Origin of the sequence: Sanguibacter sp. Leaf3 (assembly GCF_001425965.1) — a bacterium.
In the GTDB taxonomy this organism is placed as follows: Bacteria; Actinomycetota; Actinomycetes; order Actinomycetales; family Cellulomonadaceae; genus Sanguibacter; species Sanguibacter inulinus.
Genome location: NZ_LMRH01000002.1, coordinates 758890 through 783953 on the forward strand (window position 1 = coordinate 758890; position 25064 = coordinate 783953).

At 70.4% G+C, this 25064-nt stretch carries 25 protein-coding genes; all 25 read left to right on the forward strand.

Annotation, left to right across the window (positions count from 1 at the left end; all coding sequences use genetic code 11):
* Positions 1 to 77: 77 nt before the first annotated feature.
* The 25 genes from pilM to ASG53_RS10930 all read left to right on the forward strand — a co-directional run bounded on the left by pilM (position 78) and on the right by ASG53_RS10930 (position 25050).
* Positions 78 to 1145 (forward strand): type IV pilus assembly protein PilM, encoded by a 1068-nt coding sequence (pilM, locus tag ASG53_RS10810; RefSeq protein ID WP_056132616.1) that lies wholly within the window; start codon positions 78 to 80, stop codon positions 1143 to 1145.
* Positions 1142 to 1870: a hypothetical protein gene (locus tag ASG53_RS10815; protein ID WP_056132619.1), complete on the forward strand. Its 729-nt coding sequence runs from the start codon at positions 1142 to 1144 to the stop codon at positions 1868 to 1870. Before pilM ends, ASG53_RS10815 begins: the two co-directional genes overlap by 4 nt.
* Positions 1867 to 2547 carry a hypothetical protein gene (locus ASG53_RS10820; RefSeq protein WP_056132620.1) on the forward strand — a complete coding sequence of 227 codons (681 nt, stop codon included), beginning with the start codon at positions 1867 to 1869 and terminating at the stop codon, positions 2545 to 2547. The genes ASG53_RS10815 and ASG53_RS10820 overlap by 4 nt, the downstream gene beginning before the upstream one ends.
* A gap of 104 nt (positions 2548 to 2651) precedes the next feature.
* Positions 2652 to 3839: a chorismate synthase gene (gene aroC / locus ASG53_RS10825; protein WP_056132624.1), complete on the forward strand. Its 1188-nt coding sequence runs from the start codon at positions 2652 to 2654 to the stop codon at positions 3837 to 3839.
* The gene (locus ASG53_RS10830; RefSeq protein WP_442983373.1) at positions 3836 to 4408 is read left to right on the forward strand and encodes a shikimate kinase; all 573 of its coding nucleotides are present in this window, start codon (positions 3836 to 3838) and stop codon (positions 4406 to 4408) included. The genes aroC and ASG53_RS10830 overlap by 4 nt, the downstream gene beginning before the upstream one ends.
* On the forward strand, positions 4405 to 5574 hold the full coding sequence (aroB, locus tag ASG53_RS10835) for a 3-dehydroquinate synthase (protein ID WP_082543974.1): 1170 nt from the start codon (positions 4405 to 4407) through the stop codon (positions 5572 to 5574). Before ASG53_RS10830 ends, aroB begins: the two co-directional genes overlap by 4 nt.
* A gap of 203 nt (positions 5575 to 5777) precedes the next feature.
* Positions 5778 to 6341 carry a hypothetical protein gene (locus ASG53_RS10840; protein WP_056132631.1) on the forward strand — a complete coding sequence of 188 codons (564 nt, stop codon included), beginning with the start codon at positions 5778 to 5780 and terminating at the stop codon, positions 6339 to 6341.
* A 71-nt stretch (positions 6342 to 6412) separates the two neighbouring features.
* Positions 6413 to 6847, forward strand: coding sequence for a type II 3-dehydroquinate dehydratase (locus ASG53_RS10845; protein ID WP_056132634.1), 435 nt, complete (start codon positions 6413 to 6415; stop codon positions 6845 to 6847).
* Between the two features lie 161 nt (positions 6848 to 7008).
* Positions 7009 to 7632 (forward strand): SatD family protein, encoded by a 624-nt coding sequence (locus ASG53_RS10850; RefSeq protein WP_056132638.1) that lies wholly within the window; start codon positions 7009 to 7011, stop codon positions 7630 to 7632.
* 91 nt (positions 7633 to 7723) lie between these two features.
* A complete protein-coding gene (locus tag ASG53_RS10855) occupies positions 7724 to 8353 on the forward strand; it encodes a hypothetical protein (protein WP_235533905.1) in 630 nt (209 codons plus the stop codon).
* A 122-nt stretch (positions 8354 to 8475) separates the two neighbouring features.
* Entirely contained in the window at positions 8476 to 9039 is a 564-nt protein-coding gene (gene efp / locus ASG53_RS10860) for an elongation factor P (protein ID WP_056132640.1), read from the forward strand.
* 1 nt (position 9040) lies between these two features.
* Complete coding sequence (gene nusB, locus ASG53_RS10865) at positions 9041 to 9457, forward strand: transcription antitermination factor NusB (protein WP_056132643.1); 417 nt, start codon at positions 9041 to 9043, stop codon at positions 9455 to 9457.
* Between the two features lie 171 nt (positions 9458 to 9628).
* Positions 9629 to 11353: an AMP-binding protein gene (locus ASG53_RS10870; protein ID WP_056132646.1), complete on the forward strand. Its 1725-nt coding sequence runs from the start codon at positions 9629 to 9631 to the stop codon at positions 11351 to 11353.
* A 69-nt stretch (positions 11354 to 11422) separates the two neighbouring features.
* The gene (locus tag ASG53_RS10875; protein ID WP_056132649.1) at positions 11423 to 12808 is read left to right on the forward strand and encodes an MFS transporter; all 1386 of its coding nucleotides are present in this window, start codon (positions 11423 to 11425) and stop codon (positions 12806 to 12808) included.
* A gap of 216 nt (positions 12809 to 13024) precedes the next feature.
* Positions 13025 to 13678: a bifunctional pyr operon transcriptional regulator/uracil phosphoribosyltransferase PyrR gene (gene pyrR, locus ASG53_RS10880; protein ID WP_056132651.1), complete on the forward strand. Its 654-nt coding sequence runs from the start codon at positions 13025 to 13027 to the stop codon at positions 13676 to 13678.
* Positions 13675 to 14742 carry an aspartate carbamoyltransferase catalytic subunit gene (locus ASG53_RS10885; protein ID WP_056132654.1) on the forward strand — a complete coding sequence of 356 codons (1068 nt, stop codon included), beginning with the start codon at positions 13675 to 13677 and terminating at the stop codon, positions 14740 to 14742. The genes pyrR and ASG53_RS10885 overlap by 4 nt, the downstream gene beginning before the upstream one ends.
* Positions 14739 to 16076: a dihydroorotase gene (locus ASG53_RS10890; RefSeq protein WP_056132657.1), complete on the forward strand. Its 1338-nt coding sequence runs from the start codon at positions 14739 to 14741 to the stop codon at positions 16074 to 16076. Before ASG53_RS10885 ends, ASG53_RS10890 begins: the two co-directional genes overlap by 4 nt.
* Complete coding sequence (locus ASG53_RS10895) at positions 16073 to 16639, forward strand: PH-like domain-containing protein (RefSeq protein ID WP_056132659.1); 567 nt, start codon at positions 16073 to 16075, stop codon at positions 16637 to 16639. The genes ASG53_RS10890 and ASG53_RS10895 overlap by 4 nt, the downstream gene beginning before the upstream one ends.
* A complete protein-coding gene (gene carA, locus ASG53_RS10900; RefSeq protein WP_056132662.1) occupies positions 16636 to 17898 on the forward strand; it encodes a glutamine-hydrolyzing carbamoyl-phosphate synthase small subunit in 1263 nt (420 codons plus the stop codon). Before ASG53_RS10895 ends, carA begins: the two co-directional genes overlap by 4 nt.
* Positions 17899 to 17901: 3 nt before the next feature.
* Positions 17902 to 21225, forward strand: coding sequence for a carbamoyl-phosphate synthase large subunit (carB, locus tag ASG53_RS10905; RefSeq protein ID WP_056132665.1), 3324 nt, complete (start codon positions 17902 to 17904; stop codon positions 21223 to 21225).
* Positions 21226 to 21290: 65 nt separating this feature from the next.
* A complete protein-coding gene (pyrF, locus tag ASG53_RS10910; protein ID WP_235533934.1) occupies positions 21291 to 22187 on the forward strand; it encodes an orotidine-5'-phosphate decarboxylase in 897 nt (298 codons plus the stop codon).
* 190 nt (positions 22188 to 22377) lie between these two features.
* Positions 22378 to 22689: an integration host factor, actinobacterial type gene (mihF, locus tag ASG53_RS10915; protein WP_056132673.1), complete on the forward strand. Its 312-nt coding sequence runs from the start codon at positions 22378 to 22380 to the stop codon at positions 22687 to 22689.
* Positions 22690 to 22691: 2 nt separating this feature from the next.
* Positions 22692 to 23291 carry a guanylate kinase gene (gene gmk / locus ASG53_RS10920; protein ID WP_056132676.1) on the forward strand — a complete coding sequence of 200 codons (600 nt, stop codon included), beginning with the start codon at positions 22692 to 22694 and terminating at the stop codon, positions 23289 to 23291.
* Positions 23292 to 23412: 121 nt separating this feature from the next.
* Complete coding sequence (rpoZ, locus tag ASG53_RS10925) at positions 23413 to 23700, forward strand: DNA-directed RNA polymerase subunit omega (RefSeq protein ID WP_056132679.1); 288 nt, start codon at positions 23413 to 23415, stop codon at positions 23698 to 23700.
* 45 nt (positions 23701 to 23745) lie between these two features.
* Positions 23746 to 25050: a bifunctional phosphopantothenoylcysteine decarboxylase/phosphopantothenate synthase gene (locus tag ASG53_RS10930; protein ID WP_056134122.1), complete on the forward strand. Its 1305-nt coding sequence runs from the start codon at positions 23746 to 23748 to the stop codon at positions 25048 to 25050.
* Positions 25051 to 25064: the final 14 nt, after the last annotated feature.

Sequence of the window (25064 nt, forward strand, 5' to 3'; positions counted from 1 at the left end):
CACCCGGCTCAAGACCAGCCTGACAGGCGTCGATACTCCTTCCGGACCTATCCGGGGTCCGGTGAAGGAGATGTGCGGTGGCGAAGTCACGAGTGATCGGGCTAGATATCGGCAGCACCAGCGTGCGTGCCGTCGAGGTGGAGTTCGGGCCGAAGGGCCCCGCAGCCACGAAGACGCCCGAGGTCGTCCGGTTCGGCGAGGTTGCCTTGCCAGCTGGTGCCATCCGTGACGGCGAGGTCGTCGAGCCGAACGTCGTCGCGACGGCGATCAAGCAGCTGTGGCGCGAGACGAAGTTCCGGTCGAAGGACGTCGTCATCGGTGTCGGGAACCAGCGCGTCCTCGTCCGTGACCTCGACCTCCCGGCGATGCCCCTCGACCAGATCCGCCAGTCCTTGCCCTACCAGGTGCAGGACCAGATCCCGGTCGCGGTCGAGGACGCGCTCCTCGACTACGTCCCGACGGGCACGTCCGAGGGTCAGCACGGCCCCGTCGTCCACGGGCTCCTCGTCGCCGCGACGAAAGACACCGTCGAGTCGAACGTGGCTGCCGTCACGGCTGCCGGGCTGCGTCCTGTCATGGTCGACCTCACAGCTCTTGCACTGACGCGGAGCCTCGCACGCGGGCCATGGGTCGACAGGACCGTCGCCCTCGTCGACATCGGCGCCCGCATCACGACGGTCGTCATCGTCTCGCGCGGCATGCCGCAGTTCGTCCGTGTGCTCCCGACAGGCGGCCAGGACATGACCGACGCGGTGTCGTCCGCCATGGGGGTCTCGGACGCCCAGGCGGAGCAGATCAAGCGACAGGTTGGGATAGGCCTGGCTGTCCCGCCGGAGCTGCGACCAGCAGCCGAAGCCGTCGCCCAGGTCGGCCACGTCCTCGTCGAGGCTGTCCGGGGCACGCTCTCCTACTTCGCGATGAACAACCCGGGGGAGGCCCTCGACATGGTCCTGCTCACCGGCCGCGCAGCCCAGCTCTCAGGTCTTGGGCAGTACGTCTCCTCCGCAGCCCGCGTCGGCGTCTCGGTCGCGTTGCCGCTGTCGACCATGACGACCGGTCCCGACATGCCGAAGGGCCCTGAGCTCGAGGCGATACAGCACGTGCTGAGCGTCCCGCTCGGCCTGGCCTTCGGAGTCGCAGCATGAGCACCGACACACAGCCCCGCTTCTCCGTGAAGAAGGCCAAGAAGGCACCTGGGGCCGCATCGACCGGCATGATCGCCGGCGCCCCTTCGCTGCCGCAGGTCAACCTGCTCCCAGCCTCGGTCCGCGCGGGGCGCGCTCTCCAGCGTGTCAAGGTGTGGCTCCTACTCGTCCTCGGCGTCGTGCTGATCGTGGCTCTGCTCGGGTACGTGGCGAGCATGCTCTCGGTGAGCTCAGCCCAGTCCGAGCTCGAGACGGTCCAGGCGGAGACTCTCCGTCTCCAGCAGGAGCAGAGCACGTACTCCGAGGTGCCGCAGATCAAGGGGCAGATCGCGAACGCCGAGCTCGCCAGGACAGTCGGCATGGGCAGCGAGATCCTCTGGAGCGACTACCTCTACGCTGTCTTGCTCCAGATGCCGGCCGGTTCCCAGCTCACCGCATTCGCCACGACCGCGATGAACCCGCTCGAAGGTCCGCCCGTCCCAGCAGACCCCCTGGTGGGGGCCGGGATCGCGTCGGTCGCGATCACACACAGGTCGCCCACGCTGCCGGACACCGCAGCCTGGATCGACATGCTCAACAGCATCGAGGGCATGCACGACGCCCAGGTGCTGACCCAGACGGTCGGCGAGGAAGACGGTGTCGTCTACTACGAGGTCACCTCGACCGTGCAGCTGAGCGTCGACGCGCTCTCTGGCCGGTTCGGCCCTGAAGGAGATTCCAAGTGAAGACGTCAGCATCGACCCCGTGGATCATCGGCACGGCGGCCATCTCGACCGCGCTGCTCGCGATCGCCTGGTTCTTGGCGATCTCCCCGCAGCTCGACGAGGCGAGCCTGGCCCGCGAGCAGGCTGTCCAGGAGGCGGACCGGAACGATCTGCTCGAGGTGCAGATCGCACAGCTGAAGTCAGACTTCGAGAAAATCGACGAGTTCCGCGGTACGCTCGCCGGGCTCCAGAGCCAGATTCCCGCGACCTTCGAGCAGGCGGCGTTCAACGTCGAGCTTGCGAACGTCTCGCTCGGCACGGGTGCGTTCGTCGTCGACGTCACGTCGTCGACCTCGACGCCGGTCCTCGCGTCCCTGGCCGCCATCCCTGGAGTCGCGGCGGTCACCGGTGCGCCCGTTGGCCTCTACGCGGTCCCGGTCACGGTCACCGTCCTCGGTAACCCCACTGCGACGCTCGAGTACGTCAAGGCTCTCCAGACCGCGACGTCCAGGCTCTTCCTCGCGACCGGTGTCTCCCTCACCGGCCAGGACGAGACCGGCGCGAGCGGTGGGCGCCCCGCGACGGCCAAGGGTGATGCGGAGATCGTCATCAGCGGCTACGTCTACGTCCTGGACGCCGATGCCGCACCTGCGCCGGCGGCTCCCACTGCCGAGGAGCCTGCGGTGACAACCAGCTGACCTGGCTGGTACCGAGTGTCGGCGCCCGGCACACCTCGCCCCGCCGGGCGTCCGACACTCGGGCGCCCGGCGTCGTCGTCCCTGGTCCGTGGGAAGATGTCCGCATGCTTCGTTGGCTGACTTCAGGTGAATCGCACGGCCCTGCACTCGTGGGCATCGTCGAGGGTGTCCCCGCAGGTGTGGAGGTGCTGACCTCCGACATCCAGGACGCGCTCGCGCGCCGTCGTCTGGGCTACGGCCGCGGCGCCCGGATGAAGTTCGAGCAGGACGAGGTGCGCATCCTCGCCGGTCTGCGGCACGGCATCACCCAGGGTGGTCCGCTCGCGATCGAGATCGGCAACACGGAGTGGCCCAAGTGGGTCGACGTCATGGCCTCCGACCCTGTCGACCCGGCGCTGCTGAACCGTGCGCGCAACGCGCCGCTCACCCGTCCGCGTCCGGGCCACGCCGACCTCGTCGGCATGCGTAAGTACGCCTTCGACGACGCCCGTCCTGTGCTCGAGCGCGCCTCCGCCCGGGAGACCGCGACGCGTGTCGCCCTCGGCGCCGTCGCCGCGAAGTTCCTCGAGCAGGCTCTCGGCATCCGTCTCGTGTCGCACGTGACGAGCATCGGCCCGGTCTTCACCCCTGAGGACGCCGTGCTCCCGTCGCCCGACGACGTCGCGTACCTCGACGCCGACCCGGTCCGCTGCTTCGACAAGACCACCTCGGACGCGATGGTCGCCGAGATCGACGCGTGCCACAAGGACGCCGACACACTCGGTGGTGTCGTCGAGGTCCTCGCCTACGGCGTCCCGACGGGTCTCGGCTCGTACACGCACGGCGACCGTCGCCTCGACGCGAAGCTCGCCGCGGCCCTCATGGGTATCCAGGCCATCAAGGGCGTCGAGGTCGGCGACGGTTTCCGCACGGCCGCCCGCCGCGGCTCGCAGGCTCATGACGAGATCGACCGCGACGACGACGGCCGTCTGCGTCGCCGGACCAACCGTGCTGGTGGTATCGAGGGCGGCATGAGCAACGGTGAGGTCCTGAGGGTCCGCGCCGCGATGAAGCCCATCTCGACGGTCCCGCGCGCCCTCGCGACGGTCGACGTCGCGACGGGGGAGCCGGCGACTGCCCAGCACCAGCGCAGCGACGTCTGCGCCGTACCGCCGGCAGCCGTGGTCGCCGAGGCGATGGTCGCGCTGACCCTCGTCGACGTGGTCCTCGAGAAGTTCGGCGGGGACTCTGTCGGCGAGGTGCGCCGCAACGCCGAGGCGTACCTGGCCGCCATCCCCGAGCTGCTGCGCTGATCGTGTCCCCGACAGGCGCAGGGGCGCAGAGCCCGCGTGTGGTGCTCGTCGGCCCGCCGGGGTCCGGCAAGTCGACCACTGCCCGGCTGCTCGCCGGGCTGCTCGGCGTCGACCTGCGCGACACCGACACCGACATCGAGGTGACGGCCGGCAAGGCCATCGCCGACATCTTCGTCGACGACGGCGAGCCGCACTTCCGCGCTCTCGAGCGCGAAGCCGTGACGACAGCCCTGGCTGTCCACGAGGGGGTGCTCGCCCTCGGGGGCGGAGCCGTCCTCGACCCCTTGAGCCAGGCCGCCCTCGAGGCGTACACGCACGACGGCGGCGCCGTCGTGTTCCTCGACGTGAGCCTCACGCACGTCGCACCCCGCGTCGGCTTCAACCAGGCCCGCCCTCTGCTGCTCGGCAACCCTCGTGCGAAGTGGGCGAGCCTCATGGAGGCGCGCCGCCCCGTGTACGAGCGGATCGCCACCCACCGTGTCGACACCGACGCCAAGACCGCCGCCCAGGTCGCCCGTGAGATCCACGAGGCCCTGGTCCGCCCCACCCCACCGGAGGACCCGTCGTGACCGACGAGACGACTGCCACGCCCGAGACCACTGCCGCACCGGCTCCTTCCGTCGTGCGCGTCGACGCAGAGCACTCCTACGACGTGCTCATCGGCAAGCAGCTGCTCGGCGAGCTGCCGCGCCTGCTCGGCACCGGTGTCAAGAAGGTCCTCGTCGTGCACACCGAGGCGATGGAGGCCTCTGCCGCGGTCGTCCGCGAAGACCTCCTCGCGCAGGGCTACGAGGCCCTCCTCGCCGTCATCCCCGACGCCGAGGGAGCGAAGTCTGTCGATGTCGTGGCCTTCTGCTGGCAGGTGCTCGGCCAGTCGGACTTCACGCGCAGCGACGCGATCGTCTCGCTCGGCGGGGGGGCGACGACCGACGTCGCCGGCTTCATCGCCGCCACGTGGCTGCGCGGCATCTCGGTCGTGCACATCCCGACGACCCTGCTCGCGATGGTCGACGCGGCCGTCGGCGGCAAGACGGGTATCAACACGGCCGAGGGCAAGAACCTCGTGGGTGCCTTCCACTCGCCCGTCGGCGTGCTGTGCGACCTCGTCGCCCTCGAGACGCTGCCGCGCTGGGACTTCGTCGCGGGGCTCGGCGAGATCATCAAGACGGGGTTCATCGCCGACCCTGTGATCCTCGATCTCGTCGAGGCCAACGCCGAGGCCCTCGGCACCTGGCCCGCGAGCATCGACGACCATCTCTGGGACGTCGTCCGGGAGCTCGTCGAGCGCAGCGTGGCTGTCAAGGCGCGTGTCGTCAGCGAAGACCTCAAGGAGGCCTCGCTCCGCGAGATCCTCAACTACGGGCACACCCTCGCCCACGCGATCGAGCAGGTCGAGCGCTACGCGTGGCGTCATGGGGCTGCTGTGTCGGTGGGCATGGTCTTCGCGGCCGAGCTCGCGCGTCTTGCCGGCCGCCTCGACGACGAGGTCGTCGACCGCCACAGGTCGATCCTCGCGTCGGTGGGTCTGCCGCTGACGTACCGCGGTGACCGCTGGGAGCAGCTGCTCGCGGTGATGCGCCGCGACAAGAAGTCCCGTGGCGACCTGTTGCGCTTCGTCGTGCTCGACGGCATCGGCAAGCCGACCCGCCTCGAAGGCCCCGACCCGACGCTGCTCGCCGCTGCATACGCCGAGATCAGCGCAGACGCACCGACCAGCAGGGCCATCTCGCTCTAGCCGACGCTCCGGTCGACGCGCCGCCGTTCTCGTCGAAGAGCGGTGTTCCGTCGGTCAGGCGCGGTCGTCGTGGCAGAAGAGCGCGCTGTGCCCGGCGGCTCGTCGAGAGTGTCGGGGGTGAACAGGTCCGTGCTCAGGGTGCAGGGCAGGACTCCCCACCGCGGCGGGGTGCGCTCGGGTGCCCAGCCGTGCAGCATGACGGCATGACCTCTCCACTCACCGCGGACGCCTCGTTCCGGGCTGCACGCTCCTCGCTCTCCTCGAGCCTGTGGATCGGGGTGGCGCTGCTCTGGGCCGCGACCGCGGGAGCTGTCGTCGGCGCCGTGACGTTCTGGGGCGAGACTGCGGGGTGGGCGTGCGCCTTCTTCGTGCTGCTCCTGGCGCCCTTCGCCGTCGGGGTGCTGCTCATGGCTGTCTCGGACCGCCGGAGCTGGGCGGTCGCTGCCCGCGGCATCCCCGTCGAGGTGCGCAGCGCCCGCGGCCTCGGCAGCGGGAACAGCCAGGGACGCCAGGTGGTTGCCTGGGGCGACCGCGATGCGCAGGGTCTGCCGTACCTGCACCTCACGCTCCCGGGTCGTGCTGAGCACGGGGACATCACGGGTCCGGTGACCGTGGAGATCTTCCGCCGCACGGGTCGCGGCCGTGGCATCGGCGGCCCGGTGCGTGTCCGGTCGAGCGACGGGCACCGCGAGTGGTGGGCGGGCAACGCCGTCGAGTCGGCCGAGCGGCGCCCTCCGATCGTCGAGGCTCAGACAGCGGCAACCTGACGCGCCGCCTCCCGTCCGGCGTCCGTGGGCACAGGTCACCTGTCGGGGGCCCGCGTACTAGGCTCCCGGGCATGACACGTGTGCTGCTCCTCAACGGCCCCAACCTCGGACGACTCGGCGTACGAGAGCCAGAGGTCTACGGCTCTCTGTCCTTCGCCGACCTCGTCGAGTCCGGCGCCCGGTGGGGGAGCGAGCTCGGTCTCGAGGTCGAGGTCCGCCAGACCGACGACGAGTCCGAGCTGGTGCACTGGCTCCACGAGGCCGTCGACACACGCAGCGACGTGGTGCTCAACCCGGCTGCGTTCACGCACTACTCCTATGCGCTCCGCGACGCGGCCGCGCAGGTGACCAAGGGGGGACTGCGCCTGGTCGAGGTGCACATCTCCAACCCGTACGCCCGGGAGGAGTTCCGTCATCTCTCGGTCGTCGGGCCCGTCGCCACGGGGACCGTCGCGGGTTTTGGCTTCGACTCGTACAGGCTGGCGCTGCTCGCTCTCGCCGGCTGAACCGCTGGGCTGAGGCCCGGAGTCGACCTCAGAGACGGCCTCTGGTGTGCCCCAAAAATAGTGTGCCAAGCGCATGCGCGCCCCCGTTGCAGCTCAGCACCTCGACCTGAAGTCCAGAACATATCCTTGAACACCAAGGATCAAGCGCTTAGCCTTGAGTCATGATCGTCCTCACGGTAGACCAGCAGCGCAGCACGACCCGCGGGGACAAGGTCCCCGACTTCTTGGCGCGTGCAGGTGTCTGGGGCGAGCGCCTCGACGGCATCGAGCTGCCCTTCGAGCGGACCGTCGGGGACGAGGTCCAGGCTGTCGTCTCGTCGCCCTCGACGGCTCTCGCCCTCGTGCTGGAGATCGTCCGTCTCGGCGGATGGCGCGCCGGCGTCGGTGTGGGGGAGGTGCAGGACCCGCTCCCAGAGCACAGCCGCGAGGCTTCCGGACCCGCCTTCGTCAGGGCCCGCGCCGCGATCGATCGTGCCAAGCGTCGCTCGTCGGCAGTCCCCGTCGCGATCCAAGGTGGGGACGGCCAGGCGTCAGCCGACGTGGAGGCGGTCGTCCACCTGCTCGGCGCGGTGGTCGAGCGCCGGTCTACTGCTGGCTGGGAGGTCGTCGACCTCCTGGTCGACCTCGAGAGGTCTGGTGCTGACGCGACGCAGCGCGAGGTCGCGCGGAGGCTTGGGGTGAGCGAGCAGGCCGTGAGCCAGCGCGTGCGCGCCGCCCTCTGGGCCGAAGAGCGTGCCGCCCGACCCGTGGTCGCCAGGCTCCTCGGCGAGCTCGACACCATCTGAGCGCGACGCGCGGTCCCTGCCGTCCCAGCGTTCCCTGTGACGGACCCTGCGTGTAGCGTGCGGCTCAGTCGACTGCAGGGGAGATGTCTTGATGGGTCTGATCGGCACGGTGCTCGGCACCGGGAACCTCGCCACCCTCGTCGCGGAGGTCCAGCCCTATCTGCCCGACGGGCACCCACCGGTGCACGCACAGACGAGCACCGGCGTCGCCCTGGCGATCGCCGCGGGGCTGATCGTGCTGAGCATCGTCGGTGGCTACTACGTCACGCGGGGCGTGCTGCACCTCGCCGCGCGCACAGGTGCTGCCGAGTCGACCAGCGGAGCAGGGGGAGGTACCCACAGTGACCCCACGGGGCATGCCGCCGCCACCGGCGCTTCGTCGACAGGCACCTCAGCCCCTGGCGTGGAAGACCCAGCTGGCACCGGACAGCAGGCGGGTGCCGCCCCGAGCCCCGCCGATCCCGGCCCGACCGGCCCCACCGCCGTCGCCGCCCTGCGCGGCGGAACCTGGATCGGCATCCTCGAGCGGCTCGCGGTGACGGGCCTGATCCTCGTCGGCTATCCGGGTGGCATCGCGATCCTCGTGGCGATCAAGGGGCTGGGCAGGTACCCCGAGCTCAAGGACAACCCGGGTGCCTCGGAGCGTTTCGTCGTCGGGACGCTCGCCTCGATCGTCTGGGCTGCTGGTCTCGGGGTCCTCGGTCTGTGGTGGATCGGCTGAGGTAGACTGGCCCACGCTCTCGTGCGGTCCGCTCCCTGATCAGCCCTGCACCTCGCCGGTGCCGGGGCTCGTCGTCCGGTCGTCGGGTGCCTGATCCTTGAACACTCGACAGGAAGACCACCGTGGCTACCACCAACGACATCAAGAACGGCACTGTGCTCAAGCTCGACGGCCAGCTCTGGACCGTCATCGACTTCCAGCACGTCAAGCCCGGCAAGGGTGGCGCGTTCGTCCGCACCAAGATGAAGAACGTGACCTCGGGCAAGACGGTCGACAAGACCTTCAACGCCGGCCTGAAGATCGAGACTGCGACCGTCGACAAGAGCGACATGCAGTATCTCTACAAGGACGGCACGGACTACGTGTTCATGGACCAGAGCACGTACGACCAGATCAACATCCCCGAGGTGGTCGTCGGCGACGCCGCCAACTTCCTCCTCGAGAGCCAGGTCGTCAACGTCGCGACCAACGAGGGCACAGTCCTCTACATCGAGCTGCCGCCGTCGGTCGTCCTCGAGATCACCTACAGCGAGCCGGGCCTCCAGGGCGACCGCTCGACCGGTGGGACCAAGCCCGCCACCCTCGAGACCGGTCACGTGATCCAGGTCCCGCTGTTCCTCGAGCAGGGAACCAAGGTCAAGGTCGACACCCGCGACTCGAGCTACCTCGGCCGAGTGAACGACTGACGTGGGAGCCAGGACCAAGGCCCGCAAGCGCGCGCTCGACGTGCTCTTCGAGGCCGAGCAGCGTCACCTCGACCCGATCACCCTCCTCGCGGACCGGGTGGCCGAGCCGGGGACCGAGGCAGCCCTGCCGCAGTACTCCGCCGACATCGTCGAGGGGGTCATCGACCGCCTCGACCGGATCGACGAGCTCCTCGAGACGTACTCGCACGAGTGGTCGCTCGACCGTATGCCCGCAGTCGACCGTGCGCTGCTGCGCATCGGCACCTGGGAGATCCTCTTCAACGACGACGTCCCCGACGCCGTCGCGATCGACGAGGCTGTCGAGCTGTCCAGGTCGCTCTCGACCGACGACTCGCCGGTCTTCGTCAACGGTCTCCTCGGCCGCATCCTCGAGCTGAAGCCGACCATCCTGGCCTGACCCCTCGTCCTCGAGGGAGACGCCACCGCACGCAGGCCCGGACCGTTCACGGTCCGGGCCTGCGTGCGTCCTGTGGCGAGGAGTCGTAGCAGGTGGGGAGGTTCTGCGACCGTCGGGCCTCTCGGGACCTACGGCCCCGTAGGTTACGGGTCCGTAGGTTATTCTCGACGGGTGACCTCGTCGATCGAACACCGCCCGTGGCTGTCCTCCTACGCGCCCGGAGTCGCGCACCACATCACCGTGCCCGACGAACCGCTGACAGCCTCGCTCGAGCGCGCCGCCGAGCGTTTCCCGGACAGGCCTGCCCTCGACTTCATGGGCTCGACGACCACCTACGCCGAGCTCCTCGACCAGGTCCGCCGCGCCGCGAGCGCCCTGCTCGACCTCGGTGTCGGCCCGGGTGACAGGGTCGCGATCGCGCTCCCGAACCTCGCCTCGCACGTGGTCGCCTTCTACGCGACGCTGCGGATCGGTGCTGTCGTCGTCGAGCACAACCCGACGTACACCGCAGGCGAGCTCGCGCACCAGCTCACGGATTCTGGTGCCGTGGTCGCGATCTGCTGGGAGCACACAGCGGTCCGGGTCCTCGAGGTCCAGGCGCAGACGCCGGTCCGGACGGTGATCGCCGTCGACATGTCTCGCGACCTGCCCACGCTCAAGCGCCTGGCGCTCTCCCTCCCGATCAGCAAGGCCAAGGCCCTCCGGGCGACGATGCGTGCCGCCCTGCCCTCGGGCACGACCTACTGGCACGAGCTGGTCTCGAAGGCGTCGCCGCTGCCCGCCGACCACCCGTACCCGGAGTCCGAAGACCTTGCTCTCCTGCAGTACACGGGTGGCACGACCGGGACTCCTAAGGGCGCGATGCTCACCCACCGCAACCTCGTGGCCAACGTCGTGCAGGGCACCGAGTGGACCGGGGCGGAGCGTGAGTCTGTCGAGGAGGACGGCCACGAGGTCGTCTACGGCGTGCTCCCGTTCTTCCACGCCTTCGGTCTCATGCTCTGCCTCACCTACGCGATGCGGATCGGCGCGACGCTCGTGCTGTTCCCCAAGTTCGACGTGACGTCCGTCCTGGCGACCCAGAAGCGCCTGCCCGGGTCGTTCTTGCCCGCGGTGCCCCCGATGCTCGACAGGCTGTCGGCTGCGGCGAAGGAGTCCGGCGCCGACCTCACGAGCTTCCGGTACGCCATCTGCGGTGCGATGCCGATCCCGCTCGCGACGGCGGAGGCCTGGGAAGAGGTGACCGGCGGTCTCGCGATCGAGGGGTACGGCATGACCGAGACCTCCCCGGTCGCCCTCGGCAGCCCTCTCTCCGACCAGCGCCGGCCCGGCATGCTCGGTCTGCCCTTCCCGTCGACCGACATCCTCGTGGTCGACCAGGACGACCCGACGAAGATCCTCGGGTCCGGGGAGCGCGGCGAGCTGCTCATCAGCGGACCGCAGGTCTTCGCGGGCTACTGGGAACGCCCGGAGGACACAGCCGAGTCGCTCGTCGAGCTCCAGGGCAAGATCTGGGTGCGGACCGGTGACGTGGTCGTCATGCACGACGGCGGGTTCGTCCAGGCCGTGGACCGCATCAAGGAGATGATCATCACCGGCGGGTTCAAGGTCTTCCCGTCGCAGGTCGAGGACTGCCTGCGGACCATGCCTGGTGTCGAGGACGTCGCTGTGGTCGGCCTCCCGGGCGGCGACCTGGGGGAGAAGGTCGTCGCGGCCCTCGTGCTGGCACGCGACGCCACGGGTGTCGACCTCGAGGCCGTCCGGGCCTGGTGCGAGAAGAACGTCGCCCGCTACGCGCTGCCCAAGCAGCTGGTCATCATGAAGGACCTGCCCAGGTCGCAGATCGGCAAGGTGCTGCGCAGGGTCGTGCGCGACAGGGTGATCTCGGGGACCTGACACCCCCGGGTCGCCAGGCGGCGGAGCCGAGGAGCAGCATGCACAGACCCCGGGGTCTAGCGTGAGCCTGTGAAGCCTGCCGAACGCCGTGTCCTCGTGGTCGCGATCCTCGCGTCCTTCGTCGTGTTCCTCGACGGGTCGGTCGTCAACGTCGCACTGCCCGCGATCGCCGGGGACCTGGACGGGGGAGTGCTCGACGGGCTCGCCCTCCAGCAGTGGGTCGTCGACGCCTATCTCGTGACCCTCGGGGCGCTGATCCTCGTGGCCGGGTCGCTCTCCGACGTCCTCGGCCGGCGGAGTGTCCTCTCGTGGGGGCTGGTCGGTTTTGGTCTCGCGTCGCTCGCCTGCGCTGTCGCCCCGTCAGGGGTGGTCCTCGTGGTCGCCCGTGCTGTCCAGGGCGCTGCCGGGGCGCTCTTGGTGCCGAGCTCCCTCGCGATGATCGTCGCGACCTTCCGCGGCGAGGCGCAGGGGCGGGCCATCGGCACCTGGACGGCGTGGACGGGGACGGCCATGATCGCCGGGCCGCTGCTCGGCGGGATCCTCGTCGACACCTCGTCGTGGCGCTGGGTCTTCGCGGTCAACGTGCTCCCCGTCGCGGTGACAGCCTGGTTGCTGCGGGGCACCGACCGGGGTGAGCGGGACAGGTCGCGACGCGTCGACGTCGCAGGCGCGGCCCTCGTCGCGCTGGGTCTGGCCGGCACGGTCTTCGCGCTCATCGAGCAAGGACGGCTCGGTTGGGGCGACCCGCTGGTCTGGGGACCGCTGGTCCTCGGCGTCCTGGCCCTCGTCGTCTTCGTGCTGTGGGAACGGCGCGTGGCCGACCCTGTCCTGCCGCTGCGGCTCTTCGCAGTGCGCAACTTCTCGGCCGGGAACCTCACCACGGCCTTCGTCTACGGGGCGCTCGCCTTCGGCGGCTTCGTCGTGGTCCTGTTCCTCCAACAGGTGGCCAGCTACAGCGCGACGGCGGCCGGTCTGGCGATGCTGCCCGTCACGCTCCTCATGCTCGTGCTGTCGTCCCGCGCCGGGTCGCTGGCAGGTCGCTACGGTGCGCGCGTCTTCATGACCGCAGGCCCGCTGCTCGCCGCCGCCGGGTACCTGCTCATGCTGACGACCACGCAGGACGCGGACTACCTCACCCAGCTGCTGCCGGGTGTGCTGCTCTTCGGGCTCGGTCTGAGCGCGACGGTGGCTCCCCTGACGGCGTCGATCCTCGCTGCGGTCCCGCCCGAGGACGCCGGCATCGGCTCCGCGGTCAACAACGCGGTCTCGCGGGTGGCCGGGCTGGTGGTCATCGCCTGCGCCGGGGTGGTCCTCGGCCCGACGCTCGACCTTGCGGGGTTCCACAGAGCCCTGGTGCTGACAGCCGTGCTGCTCGCCCTCGGCGGGCTGGTGAGCTGGCTCGGCGTCCGGGACGCCCCGACGACAGCCGGGGCAGAGGGCTCGGCAGTCGCCTGACAGAACGCCCGGTCTCCGAGTGACGGTGCGTCCGTGGCATCTCGACGAGCACGGCGCCAGAGCGCCCGGCGGCAGCCTGACGACCCGCAGCAGGGACAGGTCGTCTCACCATGCGCCACCCCGCACGGGCGCCGCCCGGGGTCGCTGTAAGGTGGGTGACGTCCTGCAAGACATCCTTTAAGAGCCGTCCAGAGAGGCGGAGAAGGAGGTCGCCAGATGACATCTGGCCCTGCTGTGCCCCACGACGCTCCTGCGTCGTCCCCCCTCGAGTCCTCACCCGTCGTGCCCCCAGCGCCGACCGAGGTCCTCGGAGCCCCCGAGATCGCCCGGGCGCTGACCCGCATCGCCCACGAGATCCTCGAGCGCAACAAGGGCGGCGCCGACGTGGTCCTGCTCGGCATCCCGACCCGGGGTGTCCCGCTCGCCGAGCGGCTCGCGCTGCGCCTCGCCGAGGTCGAGCCCGGCCTCGACGCCACGAGCCTCGTCGGCACCCTCGACGTGACCATGCACCGCGACGACCTGCACCGCCAGCCACCGCGAGCGATCGGCACGACCACGCTGCCCGCAGGCGGGATCGACGGCAAGGTGGTCGTCCTCGTCGACGACGTCCTGTACTCCGGCCGCACCATCCGCGCGGCGCTCGACGCGATCAGCGACATCGGGCGCCCGCGCGCCGTCCAGCTCGCCGCGCTCGTCGACCGCGGTCACCGCGAGCTGCCGATCCGCCCCGACTACGTCGGCAAGAACCTGCCGACCTCGGTGTCCGAGCGCGTCCACGTGCGGGTCGCCGAGATCGACGGAGACGACGCCGTCCTCATCAGCCAGGCCCCGGTGGCAGCCGGGACCCAGGCAGAGGAGGCAGGGCTGTGAAGCACCTCCTCACGACGGCGGACCTGTCGCGCGCCGAGGCGATCCGCATCCTCGACACCGCCGGTCAGATGGCCGCCACGCAGTCGCGGGAGATCAAGAAGCTCCCGACGCTGCGCGGGCGCACCGTGGTCAACCTCTTCTTCGAAGACTCGACCCGCACCCGCATCTCCTTCGAGACAGCCGCCAAGCGCCTCTCGGCCGACGTCATCAACTTCTCCGCCAAGGGCTCGAGCGTCTCCAAGGGGGAGTCCCTCAAGGACACCGCGCTGACGCTCCAGGCCATGGGGGCCGACGCCGTGATCATCCGGCACCAGGCCTCCGGGGCGCCGCACACGCTGGCCAACGCTGGCTGGGTCGACTCGGCTGTCATCAACGCGGGCGACGGCATGCACCAGCACCCGACGCAGGCGCTGCTCGACGCGTACACGATCCGCCGCCACCTCACGGGGGAGCGCCGCGACGCGCGGGACCCCGCGAGCGCACCGCTGCTCGGCGCCGGGACGGGTCAGGACCTCTCCGGTCTGCACGTGGCCGTGGTGGGTGACGTCCTGCACTCGCGCGTGGCCCGCTCGAACGTCCAGCTGCTCACCACCCTCGGTGCCCGGGTGACGCTCGTCGCGCCGCCCACCCTCGTGCCCGTCGGGGTCGAGGCGTGGCCCTGCGACGTGTCCTACGACCTCGACTGGGTCCTCGGTGACGGCAAGCCTGACGCGGTGATGATGCTGCGTGTCCAGCGCGAGCGGATGAGCAGCTCGGGCGGAGGGTTCTTCCCGAGCCCTCTCGAGTACACCCGCAACTACGGTCTCGACGCGCGCCGCCTGCGGCTGCTCGAGGACCACACGATCGTCATGCACCCCGGCCCGATGAACCGCGGGCTCGAGATCTCGGCGGAGGCGGCGGACTCGCCGCGCGCGGTGATCGTCGAGCAGGTCGCCAACGGTGTCGCGGTCCGCATGGCCGTCCTCTACCTCCTGCTCGCAGGAGACGTGACGCACGAGGCGTCCGACAAGCACGGTGCCTCTGACAAGAACGGTGTCTCCCCGAAGGAAGCAGGACAGTCATGACCACCAGGTATCTCCTCTCCCACGTGTCGCCCCTCGGTGGTGACAGTGTCGACATGGTCCTCGCCGGCGGTGTGATCGAGGCTGTCGCCCCGGCTGGCACGCTCAGCGCGGACGGCTCCGACGAGACCGTGGTCGTCGACTGCTCCGGGCTGGTCGCCCTCCCGGGCCTGGTGGACCTGCACACCCACCTGCGGGAGCCGGGCCGGGAAGACTCCGAGACGATCGCGTCGGGGACCCGCGCCGCGGCCGTCGGCGGGTTCACGGCCGTCCACGCGATGGCCAACACGACCCCGGTCCAGGACACCGCCGGTGTGGTCGAGCAGGTCTGGCGCATCGGCACCGAGGCGGGCTGGGCGGACGTCCACCCCGTCGGCGCCGTGACCGTGGGCCTGGCGGGGGAGCACCTCGCCGAGCTCGGCTCGATGGCCTCGTCGGCCGCGCAGGTCCGGGTGTTCTCGGACGACGGCAGGTGCGTGTGGGACCCGGTCCTCATGCGCCGCGCGCTCGAGTACGTGAAGTCCTTCGACGGGGTGATCGCCCAGCACGCCCAGGAGCCCCGCCTGACCGAGGGCGCCCAGATGAACGAGGGTGTCGTCTCGGCCGAGATCGGGCTGGCCGGCTGGCCGGCTGTCGCCGAGGAGGCGATCATCGCCCGCGACGTGCTGCTCGCCGAGCACGTCGGCTCACGCCTGCACGTGTGCCACCTGTCGACCGCCGGGTCTGTCGACCTCATCCGTTGGGCCAAGGCCCGGGGCATCAACGTGACCGCCGAGGTCACCCCGCACCACCTGATCCTCACCGACGAGCTCGCCCGCGGCTACGACCCCCTCTTCAAGGTCAACCCGCCGCTGCGCACGGCCGCAGACGTCGAGGCCGTCCGCGAGGGCCTGGCCGACGGGACGATCGACATCGTCGCGACCGACCACGCCCCCCACACCCGCGAGGACAAGGACTGCGAGTGGGCTGCGGCGGCCTTCGGCATGACCGGCCTCGAGACGGCGCTGAGCGTCGTCCAGCAGACCATGGTCGACACCGGTCGCATGACCTGGGCCGACGTCGCCCGTGTGCTCTCGACAGCGCCGGCGCGCATCGGCCGCATCGACGAGGGTGCCCGTCCGCAGGGTCGTCCGCTCGAGGTCGGCGAGCCCGCCAACGTCGTGCTGGTCGACCCGTCCGCGACCCGCGTCGTCGTGCCGGCCGAGCAGGCGACCGCGAGCGCGAACTCGCCCTTCGGCGGTCACGAGCTGCCCGGTGCTGTCGTGGCGACCTTCTTGCGGGGTCGGGCGACCGTCTTCGAGGGCCGTCCGGTCGAGCAGGCCGAGGTGGCTCGATGAACCTGCCCCTCCCTGTCGCCGTGGCGATCATGCTGTCCGTGGGTGCCCTGCTGCTGGTGATCATGTGGCGCGGCTGGCGCTCGCTCCAGGCGCGCAGCGCGACCAAGGTGTCGACGCTCGCCGAGGTGCCTGCCGAGGCAGAGCTCGGTGCCGCACGCACGGCGCCGATCGAGGGCACGTACGTGTCGACGACCACGGCCGGCGACTGGCTCGACAGGGTCGCCGCGCGCGAACTCGGGTACAGGGCCAAGGCTGTCGTGCAGGTGTTCGACGCGGGTGTCGTGGTCGCCCGGGCAGGTGCCACCGACCTCTTCGTGCCTGTCGCCGACCTCACGGGTGCCTCGCGCACCTCGGGCATGGCTGGCAAGTACGTCGGCGGCGAGGGCCTCGTGGTCATCGCCTGGTCGACGCTGTCGCCGACGGGTGAGCGCACGGCCCTCGAGACCGGCGTGCGGACCCAGCGCAAGGCCGACCGTCCCCTCCTCCTCGACGCCGTGAGCGCGCTCGCGTCGTCGTCTCCTTCTTCCCCCGACTCTCGTACCGACATCAAGGAGTCCGAGTGACTACGCAGCTCCACGCGACCAAGACCCCCGAGACCGACGTCTCCGACGCAGCGCTCCTCGTCCTGGAAGACGGTCGCACCTTCTCCGGCCGTGCCTACGGCGCGCACGGCACCACGGTCGGCGAGATCGTCTTCAACACCGGCATGACCGGCTACCAGGAGACGCTGACCGACCCCTCGTACCACCGGCAGATCGTCGTGATGACGGCGCCGCACATCGGCAACACGGGTGTGAACGACGACGACCCGGAGTCCGGCAAGATCTGGGTGAGCGGCTACGTGGTGCGCGACCCTGCCCGACGCCCCTCGAACTGGCGTGCCGTGGGCACCCTCGAGGACGAGCTGGTCCGTCAGGGTGTCGTCGGCATCTCCGACATCGACACCCGCGCGCTGACACGTCACCTGCGCGAGCGCGGTGTGATGCGCGGTGCCGTGTTCTCCGGCGACGCGCTGCTCGTCGGTGGGTACCCGCGGTCGATCGACGACCTCGTCGCGGAGGTCCTCGCGGCCCCGTCGATGAAGGGCGCCGACCTCGCCGGCGAGGTCAGCACCGACGAGGCCTACGTCATCGAGCCCCTCGGCGACTTCGCGGGGAAGGCTCCGCTGAAGACCGTGGTCGCGATCGACCTCGGCATCAAGGCCATGACGCCGCAGCGTCTCGCCGAGCGCGGCATCCGCGTGCACGTGCTGCCGTCGTCCTCGACGATCGACGACGTCGTGGCGCTCTCGCCCGACGGCGTGTTCTTCTCCAACGGCCCCGGAGACCCCGGGGCGGCGACCCACGAGGTCGAGCTGCTCCGTGAGGTCCTCGACCGCGGCCTGCCGTACTTCGGCATCTGCTTCGGCAACCAGATCCTCGGGCGGGCCCTCGGCTTCGGCACCTACAAGCTGGCCTACGGCCACCGCGGCATCAACCAGCCGGTCATGGACCTCGCGACCCGCAAGGTCGAGATCACCTCGCAGAACCATGGCTTCGCGGTCGACGCCCCGGTGGGCGCCGAGACCGTCGCGCCGCACACCGACCGCTACGGGCGCGTGATCGTGTCGCACATCGGCCTCAACGACCAGGTGGTCGAGGGTCTCGAGTGCCTCGACATCCCGGCCTTCTCCGTCCAGTACCACCCGGAGGCAGCCGCAGGCCCGCACGACGCCTCGTACCTCTTCGACCGTTTCCTCGACCTCATGACGTCAGGTGCGTCGTCCGCCGCAGGCCTCTCGGCCGCGGGGACCCAGACCGCCACGTCGCAGAAGGAGAACTGACCAGTGCCTCGCAGAACAGACATTAACTCCGTCCTGGTCATCGGCTCCGGGCCGATCGTCATCGGCCAGGCGTGCGAGTTCGACTACTCGGGCACCCAGGCGTGCCGGGTGCTCAAGGAGGAGGGCATCCGTGTCGTCCTGGTGAACTCCAACCCGGCGACGATCATGACGGACCCCGAGTTCGCCGACGCCACGTACATCGAGCCCATCACGACCGAGGTGCTCACCTCGATCATCGCCAAGGAGCGCCCCGACGCCGTCCTGGCGACCCTCGGCGGGCAGACGGCTCTCAACGCCGCGATCGCCCTCGACGAGGCCGGTGTCCTGGCCAAGTACGACGTCGAGCTCATCGGCGCGAACATCGCCGCGATCCAGAAGGGCGAAGACCGCCTGCAGTTCAAGGAGGTCGTCGAGAAGTGCGGCGGCGAGTCCGCCCGCTCGGTCATCATCCACGCCGTCGAGGAGGCCCTCGCGGCCGCCGACGACCTGGGATACCCGATGGTCGTGCGCCCGTCCTTCACGATGGGTGGCCTGGGCTCGGGCATCGCCTACGACGAGAAGGACCTGCGCCGCATCGTCGGCCAGGGCCTGCACTACTCGCCGACCACCGAGGTGCTCCTCGAGGAGTCGATCCTCGGCTGGAAGGAGTACGAGCTCGAGCTCATGCGTGACAAGGCGGACAACGTCGTCGTCATCTGCTCGATCGAGAACGTCGACCCCGTCGGCGTGCACACCGGTGACTCGGTGACGGTCGCCCCGGCGCTCACCCTCACCGACCGCGAGTACCAGAACCTGCGCGACATCGGCATCGCCGTGATCCGCGAGGTCGGCGTCGACACCGGTGGCTGCAACATCCAGTACGCCGTGCATCCCGAGACCGGCCGCGTGGTCGTCATCGAGATGAACCCGCGCGTGTCGCGCTCCTCGGCCCTCGCCTCGAAGGCCACGGGCTTCCCGATCGCGAAGATCGCCGCGAAGCTCGCCGTCGGGTACACCCTCGACGAGATCCCCAACGACATCACCGGGTCGACCCCGGCGTCCTTCGAGCCCTCGCTCGACTACGTGGTCGTCAAGGTGCCGCGCTTCGCCTTCGAGAAGTTCCCGGCGGCCGACGACACCCTCACCACGACCATGAAGTCCGTCGGCGAGGCGATGGCCATGGGCCGCAACTTCACCGAGGCCCTCGGCAAGGCGCTGCGCTCGATCGACAAGTCCGGCGCGACCTTCCACTGGGACGGGGAGGTGCCCACGGGCGCCGACCTCGACGCGCTCCTCGTCGAGATCGCCCGGCCGACCGAGTCCCGCCTCGTGCAGACCCAGCAGGCCCTGCGTGCCGGTGCGACCATCGAGCAGGTCTTCGACGCCACGAAGATCGACCCCTGGTACCTCGACCAGATCCAGCTCGTCAACGAGATCGCCGCCGAGGTGGCCGCCGCACCGGCGCTCACCCGCGTGGTCCTCGACCGCGCCAAGCGCCACGGGCTCTCCGACGCGCAGATCGCGTCGCTGCGCGGCATCGGCGGCAGCCGCTCCGCAGGCGAGGCGACGGTCCGCGAGGTCCGCAAGGCCCTCGGGGTGCGCCCGGTCTTCAAGACCGTCGACACCTGCGCTGCGGAGTTCAAGGCCGAGACCCCGTACTACTACTCGTCCTACGACGCCGAGACCGAGGTCAAGCCGCGCGAGCGCGAGGCCGTGATCATCCTCGGCTCGGGCCCGAACCGCATCGGTCAGGGCATCGAGTTCGACTACTCCTGCGTGCACGCAGCCCTCGCCCTCAAGGGCGACTACGAGACCGTCATGGTCAACTGCAACCCCGAGACCGTCTCGACCGACTACGACACGGCCGACCGCCTCTACTTCGAGCCGCTGACCTTCGAAGACGTCCTCGAGGTCTACGAGGCTGAGCTGGCCGCCGGTCCGATCAAGGGGATCATCGTGCAGCTCGGCGGCCAGACGCCGCTGAGCCTCGCGCAGCGTCTTGCCGACGCGGGTCTGCCGATCCTCGGCACCTCGCCCGAGGCCATCGACTCCGCGGAGGACCGTGAGGTCTTCGGCCGCGTCCTCGGCGAGGCCGGTCTGCCGGCCCCCGCCTTCGGCACCGCGACGACCCTCGCGCAGGCCTGCGAGATCGCCGACGGCATCGGCTACCCGGTCCTCGTCCGCCCGTCCTACGTGCTCGGCGGACGCGGCATGGAGATCGTCTACTCCGAGGAGCAGCTCACTGGCTACGTCGAGCGCGCCCTCGGCGAGGTCGCCAAGGCCGGGGGACACCTCGCCCCGATCCTCATCGACCGCTTCCTCGACGACGCGATGGAGATCGACGTCGACGCCCTCTACGACGGCGAGGAGATGTTCCTCGGCGGCGTCATGGAGCACATCGAAGAGGCCGGGATCCACTCGGGCGACTCCGCCTGCGTGCTGCCCCCGGTCTCGCTCAGCGAGGCCGAGATCGCGCGCATCCGCCGCTCGACCGAGGCCATCGCCAAGGGCGTCGGCGTGCGCGGTCTGCTCAACGTGCAGTTCGCCCTCGTCTCCGACGTGCTCTACGTCCTCGAGGCCAACCCGCGCGCCTCGCGGACCGTGCCCTTCGTGTCCAAGGCCACCGGCGTCCCGCTCGCCAAGGCCGCGGCGCTGCTCATGGTCGGCCACTCGATCGCCGACATGCGCGCCTCGGGTGTCCTGCCCGCCGAGGGCGACGGTGCGACCCTCGACCTCGACGCGCCCATCGCCGTCAAGGAAGCCGTGCTGCCCTTCAAGCGCTTCCGCACCGCCGACGGCGTGGCCGTCGACACCGTGCTCGGCCCGGAGATGCGCTCGACGGGTGAGGTCATGGGCTTCGACGACGACTTCCCGACGGCCTTCGCGAAGTCCCAGGCGGCGGCCTTCGGCGGCCTGCCGACCAGCGGTTCGGTCTTCGTGTCGGTCGCCGACCGCGACAAGCGCTCGATCGTCTTCCCGGTCAAGCGCCTCGCGGAGCTCGGCTTCGAGATCCTCGCGACCGAGGGGACCGCGACGGTCCTGCGCCGCAACGGCATCGCCTCGACCGTCGTGCGCAAGCACTCGGCCGGACGCGGTGAGAACGGCGAGCCCACCATCGTCGACCTCATCACCGACGGCGAGGTCGACATGGTCGTCAACACCCCCTCGGGTCAGGGCGCACGCGCCGACGGCTACGAGATCCGCGCAGCGACGACAGCCGCCGACAAGCCGATCATCACGACCGTCTCCCAGCTGGCCGCGGCCGTCCAGGGCATCGAGGCCGTCCTGGCCGGGCCCTTCACGGTCCGCAGCCTCCAGGAGTACGTCACCGTGCAGGGCGCCCGGTGACGGGCACCCCGACCGCAGGACCAGCCGGCAGCCGCGCCCCCTTCGGGGCGCGGCTCGCCGCGGCCATGGCCGAGCACGGACCGCTCTGCGCAGGGATCGACCCGCACCCCGGTCTGCTCGACGCCTGGGGTCTGACCGACGACGCGGACGGCCTGCGGACCTTCGCACTGACCGTCGTCGATGCCCTCGGCGGACGGGTCGCCGCGCTCAAGCCGCAGTCGGCACTCTTCGAGCGGCACGGGTCGAAGGGGGTCGCGGTCCTCGAAGAGGTGATCGCCGCGGCGCGCGAGGTCGGGACACTGACCATCGTCGATGCCAAGCGCGGCGACATCGGGTCGACGATGGCCGGGTACGCCCAGGCGTACCTCGCCGACGGGTCGCCGCTCGCGGGTGACGCCCTCACGGTCTCACCCTTCCTCGGAGCCGGGTCGCTCACGCCTGCCGTTGAGCTCGCCCTCGCGACAGGCCGCGGGCTGTTCGTCCTGTGCCTCACCTCCAACCCCGAAGGTCACGAGGTGCAGCACGCGCGTTCCGCGGGTGGGGAGAGCGTGGCCGCGCAGATGGCGCGGTTCGCCGCCGAGCTCAACGCTGCTGAGCTCGGCGCCGTCGAGCTCGGCGCTGTCGACCTCGAGGCGCCCGGCTCAGAGGCGTCAGAGAGCGCAGCCGACTGGGGGAGCGGTGGCTTCGGGTCGATCGGCCTGGTCGTCGGTGCGACGATCGGCGACGCTGCCCGCACCGCTGGGGTCGACCTGGCGGCCGTGCGCGGCCCCCTGCTGGCACCCGGTGTCGGTGCCCAGGGCGCCGGTGCCGAGGAGCTCGCCGCGGTGTTCGGCGACGCGAGGTCGCAGGTCCTCGCCTCGTCCTCCCGCGGGGTCCTCGCCGCCGGACCTGATGTCGCAGCCCTGCGCACCGCGGCCAAGACCGCGGCCGACGAGGCTCGTGGAGCCCTCGCGACCCGCTGAACGGAACCGCACCCAGCACAGACGACGACGCCGGGACCTCACGCACGAGGCCCCGGCGTCGTCACGTTTCGCCTCAATCGCGACCTACCGGCACCCCGAGTGTGGCCCAGGCCACGTTCCCGTTGCCGACCAGCCCAAACGTGGCTAGTTTCGCAAGTACGTTTCCGCTCGTCCGAAGAAGGTGACCGGAGTGCCATTACCTGAACTGACCCCAGAGCAGCGCGCTGCTGCGCTCGACAAGGCGGCCGCCGCCCGGCGGGCGCGTGCTGAGGTGAAGAACCGTCTGAAGTACTCTTCAGGGGTCCTCTCCGAAGTCATCGAGCAAGGACGCACCGATGACGTCATCGGGAAGTTGAAAGTCGTGTCGCTGCTCGAGTCCCTGCCGGGAGTCGGCAAGGTCAAGGCCCGCGCCATCATGTCGGAGGTCGGCATCGCCGAGTCCCGACGTGTGCGTGGGCTCGGACCGCACCAGGCAGCGGCGCTCGTCGAAAGGTTCGGCTGATCATTCCTGCAACGCCCCCCGCACCCACGTCGTCGCGCCTGACGGTCCTCGCCGGACCCACGGCTGTCGGCAAGGGCACGGTCTCTGCTGACATCCGCGCGCGCTACCCCGACATCTGGCTGTCTGTCTCCGCGACGACACGCCAGCCCCGCCCCGGCGAGGTCGACGGCGTCCACTACCTCTTCGTCGGACCTGACAAGTTCGCCGACATGGTGGCTCACGGCGACCTCCTCGAGTGGGCCGTGGTGCACGGTCGCAACAGCTACGGGACCCCGCGGGGGCCTGTGCAGGACAAGCTCGACGCGGGCGTGGCGACCCTCCTGGAGATCGACCTCCAGGGGGCTCGTCAGGTCCGTGCCTCCATGCCCGAGGCCCGCTTCGTGTTCCTCGCCCCGCCCAGCTGGGAAGAGCTCGAGCGCCGCCTGGTCGGGCGTGGCACCGAGGGACCTGAAGAGCGGGAGCGCCGCCTGGCGACGGCCAAGGTCGAGATGGCCGCAGCCTCCGAGTTCGACCACGTGATCGTCAACGACGACGTCCAGCGCGCGGCCGACGAGCTCGTCTCGGTCATGGGGCTCACCCCGCACCCCGTCGTCGAGCGCTGAGCCCCGTTCCGCCGCGGGGTCGCACGTCACACGACGGTGCGGCCACGCGGCAGGCCTCGGCGCGCCCGCGACCGAGTAGACTGGTCCATTGATCCATCCTCACCACCCTCGGAGTTGACCCGTGTCTGGAACCGTTGCCGCCCCTGTGGGCATCACCGACCCGCCCATCGACGACCTGCTCGACCGCGCTGACTCCAAGTACGCCCTGGTGATCTACTCGGCCAAGCGCGCCCGTCAGATCAACGCGTACTACTCGCAGCTGCACGAGGGGCTCCTCGAGTTCGTCGGCCCGCTCGTCGAGACCCGCAACCAGGAGAAGCCGCTCTCCATCGCCATGCGCGAGATCAACGCCGGCCTCCTCACGATCAACCCGATCGAGCAGCCGGCCGCCGACGCGGACGCCTCCTGACCGACCGCTAGACACTCGCGAAGAGCTGAGAGGGTGCCCGAGCGCATGCGTATCGTCCTCGGCGTGAGCGGCGGGGTCGCGGCCTACAAGGCCGTCCTGCTGCTCCGCACCTTCACGGAGGCTGGGCACGACGTCACCGTCGTGCCGACAGCCGCGGCTCTCCGCTTCGTGGGGGCTCCCACCTGGGAGGCGCTCTCAGGCCGCGCTGTCTCGACCGAGGTCTTCGCGGACGTCCCGCACGTCCCGCACGTCTCGCTCGGGCAGCAGGCCGACCTCGTCGTCGTCGCACCGGCCACCGCAGACCTGCTCTCCAGGATGGCGACAGGCCGGTCTGACGACCTCCTCACCGCCACCCTCCTCACGGCACGCTGCCCGGTGCTCGTGGCCCCGGCGATGCACACCGAGATGTGGCTGCACCCGGCGACCGTCGCCAACGTCGCCACGCTGCGCGAGCGTGGCGTTCACGTGCTGGAGCCTGCGTCGGGGCGCCTGACCGGCGCCGACACCGGACCGGGCCGTCTTCCCGAACCTCAGGTGATCGCCGAGGCCGCACTCGCTCTCGTCGAGACGCCGACCAGCAGCACGTCGTCGCGCCTGGAGGCCGCCGAGAGCGGCGCCGCGAGCGGCCAGCCGACGCCCGCCACAGCGGGGGAGAGCGGCGACCTCGCGGGCACCCGGGTCGTCGTGACCGCCGGCGGGACGCGTGAGCCCATCGACCCCGTGAGGTTCCTCGGGAACCGCAGCACCGGGGTGCAGGGCTACGCAGTCGCCGAAGAAGCCCGCGACCGCGGGGCCGAGGTCGTCCTCGTCGCCGCCAACGTGATCCTCCCCGACCCTGAGGGAGTGAGCGTCGTCCACGTCGAGACCACGGCCCAGCTCGCCGAGGCCGTGGACGAGCACAGGCTCACCGCAGACGTGATCGTCATGAGCGCGGCTGTCGCCGACTTCCGTCCGGCGAGCGTCGGTGACCACAAGACCAAGAAGACGTCCGACGGTGTGGTCGCTCCTATCCAGCTGGTCGTCAACCCCGACATCCTCGCGGGGCTGGTCGAGAGGCGTGCGCCGCACCAGACGATCGTCGGGTTCGCCGCCGAGACGGGCGACGCCGACGGGGACGTGCTCTTCCACGGGCGCGCCAAGGCGCGTCGCAAGAAGGCAGACCTGCTCGTGCTCAACGAGGTCGGTCACGACCTCGGCTTCGGTGCCCCGACGAACGCGGTGACGATCCTCACGGCCGACGGCGAGGCCCTCGGGTCCGCCGAGGGCAGCAAGCGCGAGGTCGCGGCTGCGGTCCTCGACCAGGTCGTCGCGGTGCGCGGAGCCGCAGGCACTTCTGTCTCACACGACTGACCTGCTGCACGAGC

What these genes read in the sequence shown, in the direction of transcription:
- ASG53_RS10815 (WP_056132619.1), top strand. Translation starts at nt 1,142, where the DNA reads ATGAGCACCGACACACAGCCCCGCTTCTCCGTGAAGAAGGCCAAGAAG.
- aroC (WP_056132624.1), top strand. Translation starts at nt 2,652, where the DNA reads ATGCTTCGTTGGCTGACTTCAGGTGAATCGCACGGCCCTGCACTCGTG.
- ASG53_RS10840 (WP_056132631.1), top strand. Translation starts at nt 5,778, where the DNA reads ATGACCTCTCCACTCACCGCGGACGCCTCGTTCCGGGCTGCACGCTCC.
- ASG53_RS10845 (WP_056132634.1), top strand. Translation starts at nt 6,413, where the DNA reads ATGACACGTGTGCTGCTCCTCAACGGCCCCAACCTCGGACGACTCGGC.
- ASG53_RS10850 (WP_056132638.1), top strand. Translation starts at nt 7,009, where the DNA reads ATGATCGTCCTCACGGTAGACCAGCAGCGCAGCACGACCCGCGGGGAC.
- ASG53_RS10855 (WP_235533905.1), top strand. Translation starts at nt 7,724, where the DNA reads ATGGGTCTGATCGGCACGGTGCTCGGCACCGGGAACCTCGCCACCCTC.
- pyrR (WP_056132651.1), top strand. Translation starts at nt 13,025, where the DNA reads ATGACATCTGGCCCTGCTGTGCCCCACGACGCTCCTGCGTCGTCCCCC.
- ASG53_RS10890 (WP_056132657.1), top strand. Translation starts at nt 14,739, where the DNA reads ATGACCACCAGGTATCTCCTCTCCCACGTGTCGCCCCTCGGTGGTGAC.
- ASG53_RS10895 (WP_056132659.1), top strand. Translation starts at nt 16,073, where the DNA reads ATGAACCTGCCCCTCCCTGTCGCCGTGGCGATCATGCTGTCCGTGGGT.
- pyrF (WP_235533934.1), top strand. Translation starts at nt 21,291, where the DNA reads ATGGCCGAGCACGGACCGCTCTGCGCAGGGATCGACCCGCACCCCGGT.
- ASG53_RS10930 (WP_056134122.1), top strand. Translation starts at nt 23,746, where the DNA reads ATGCGTATCGTCCTCGGCGTGAGCGGCGGGGTCGCGGCCTACAAGGCC.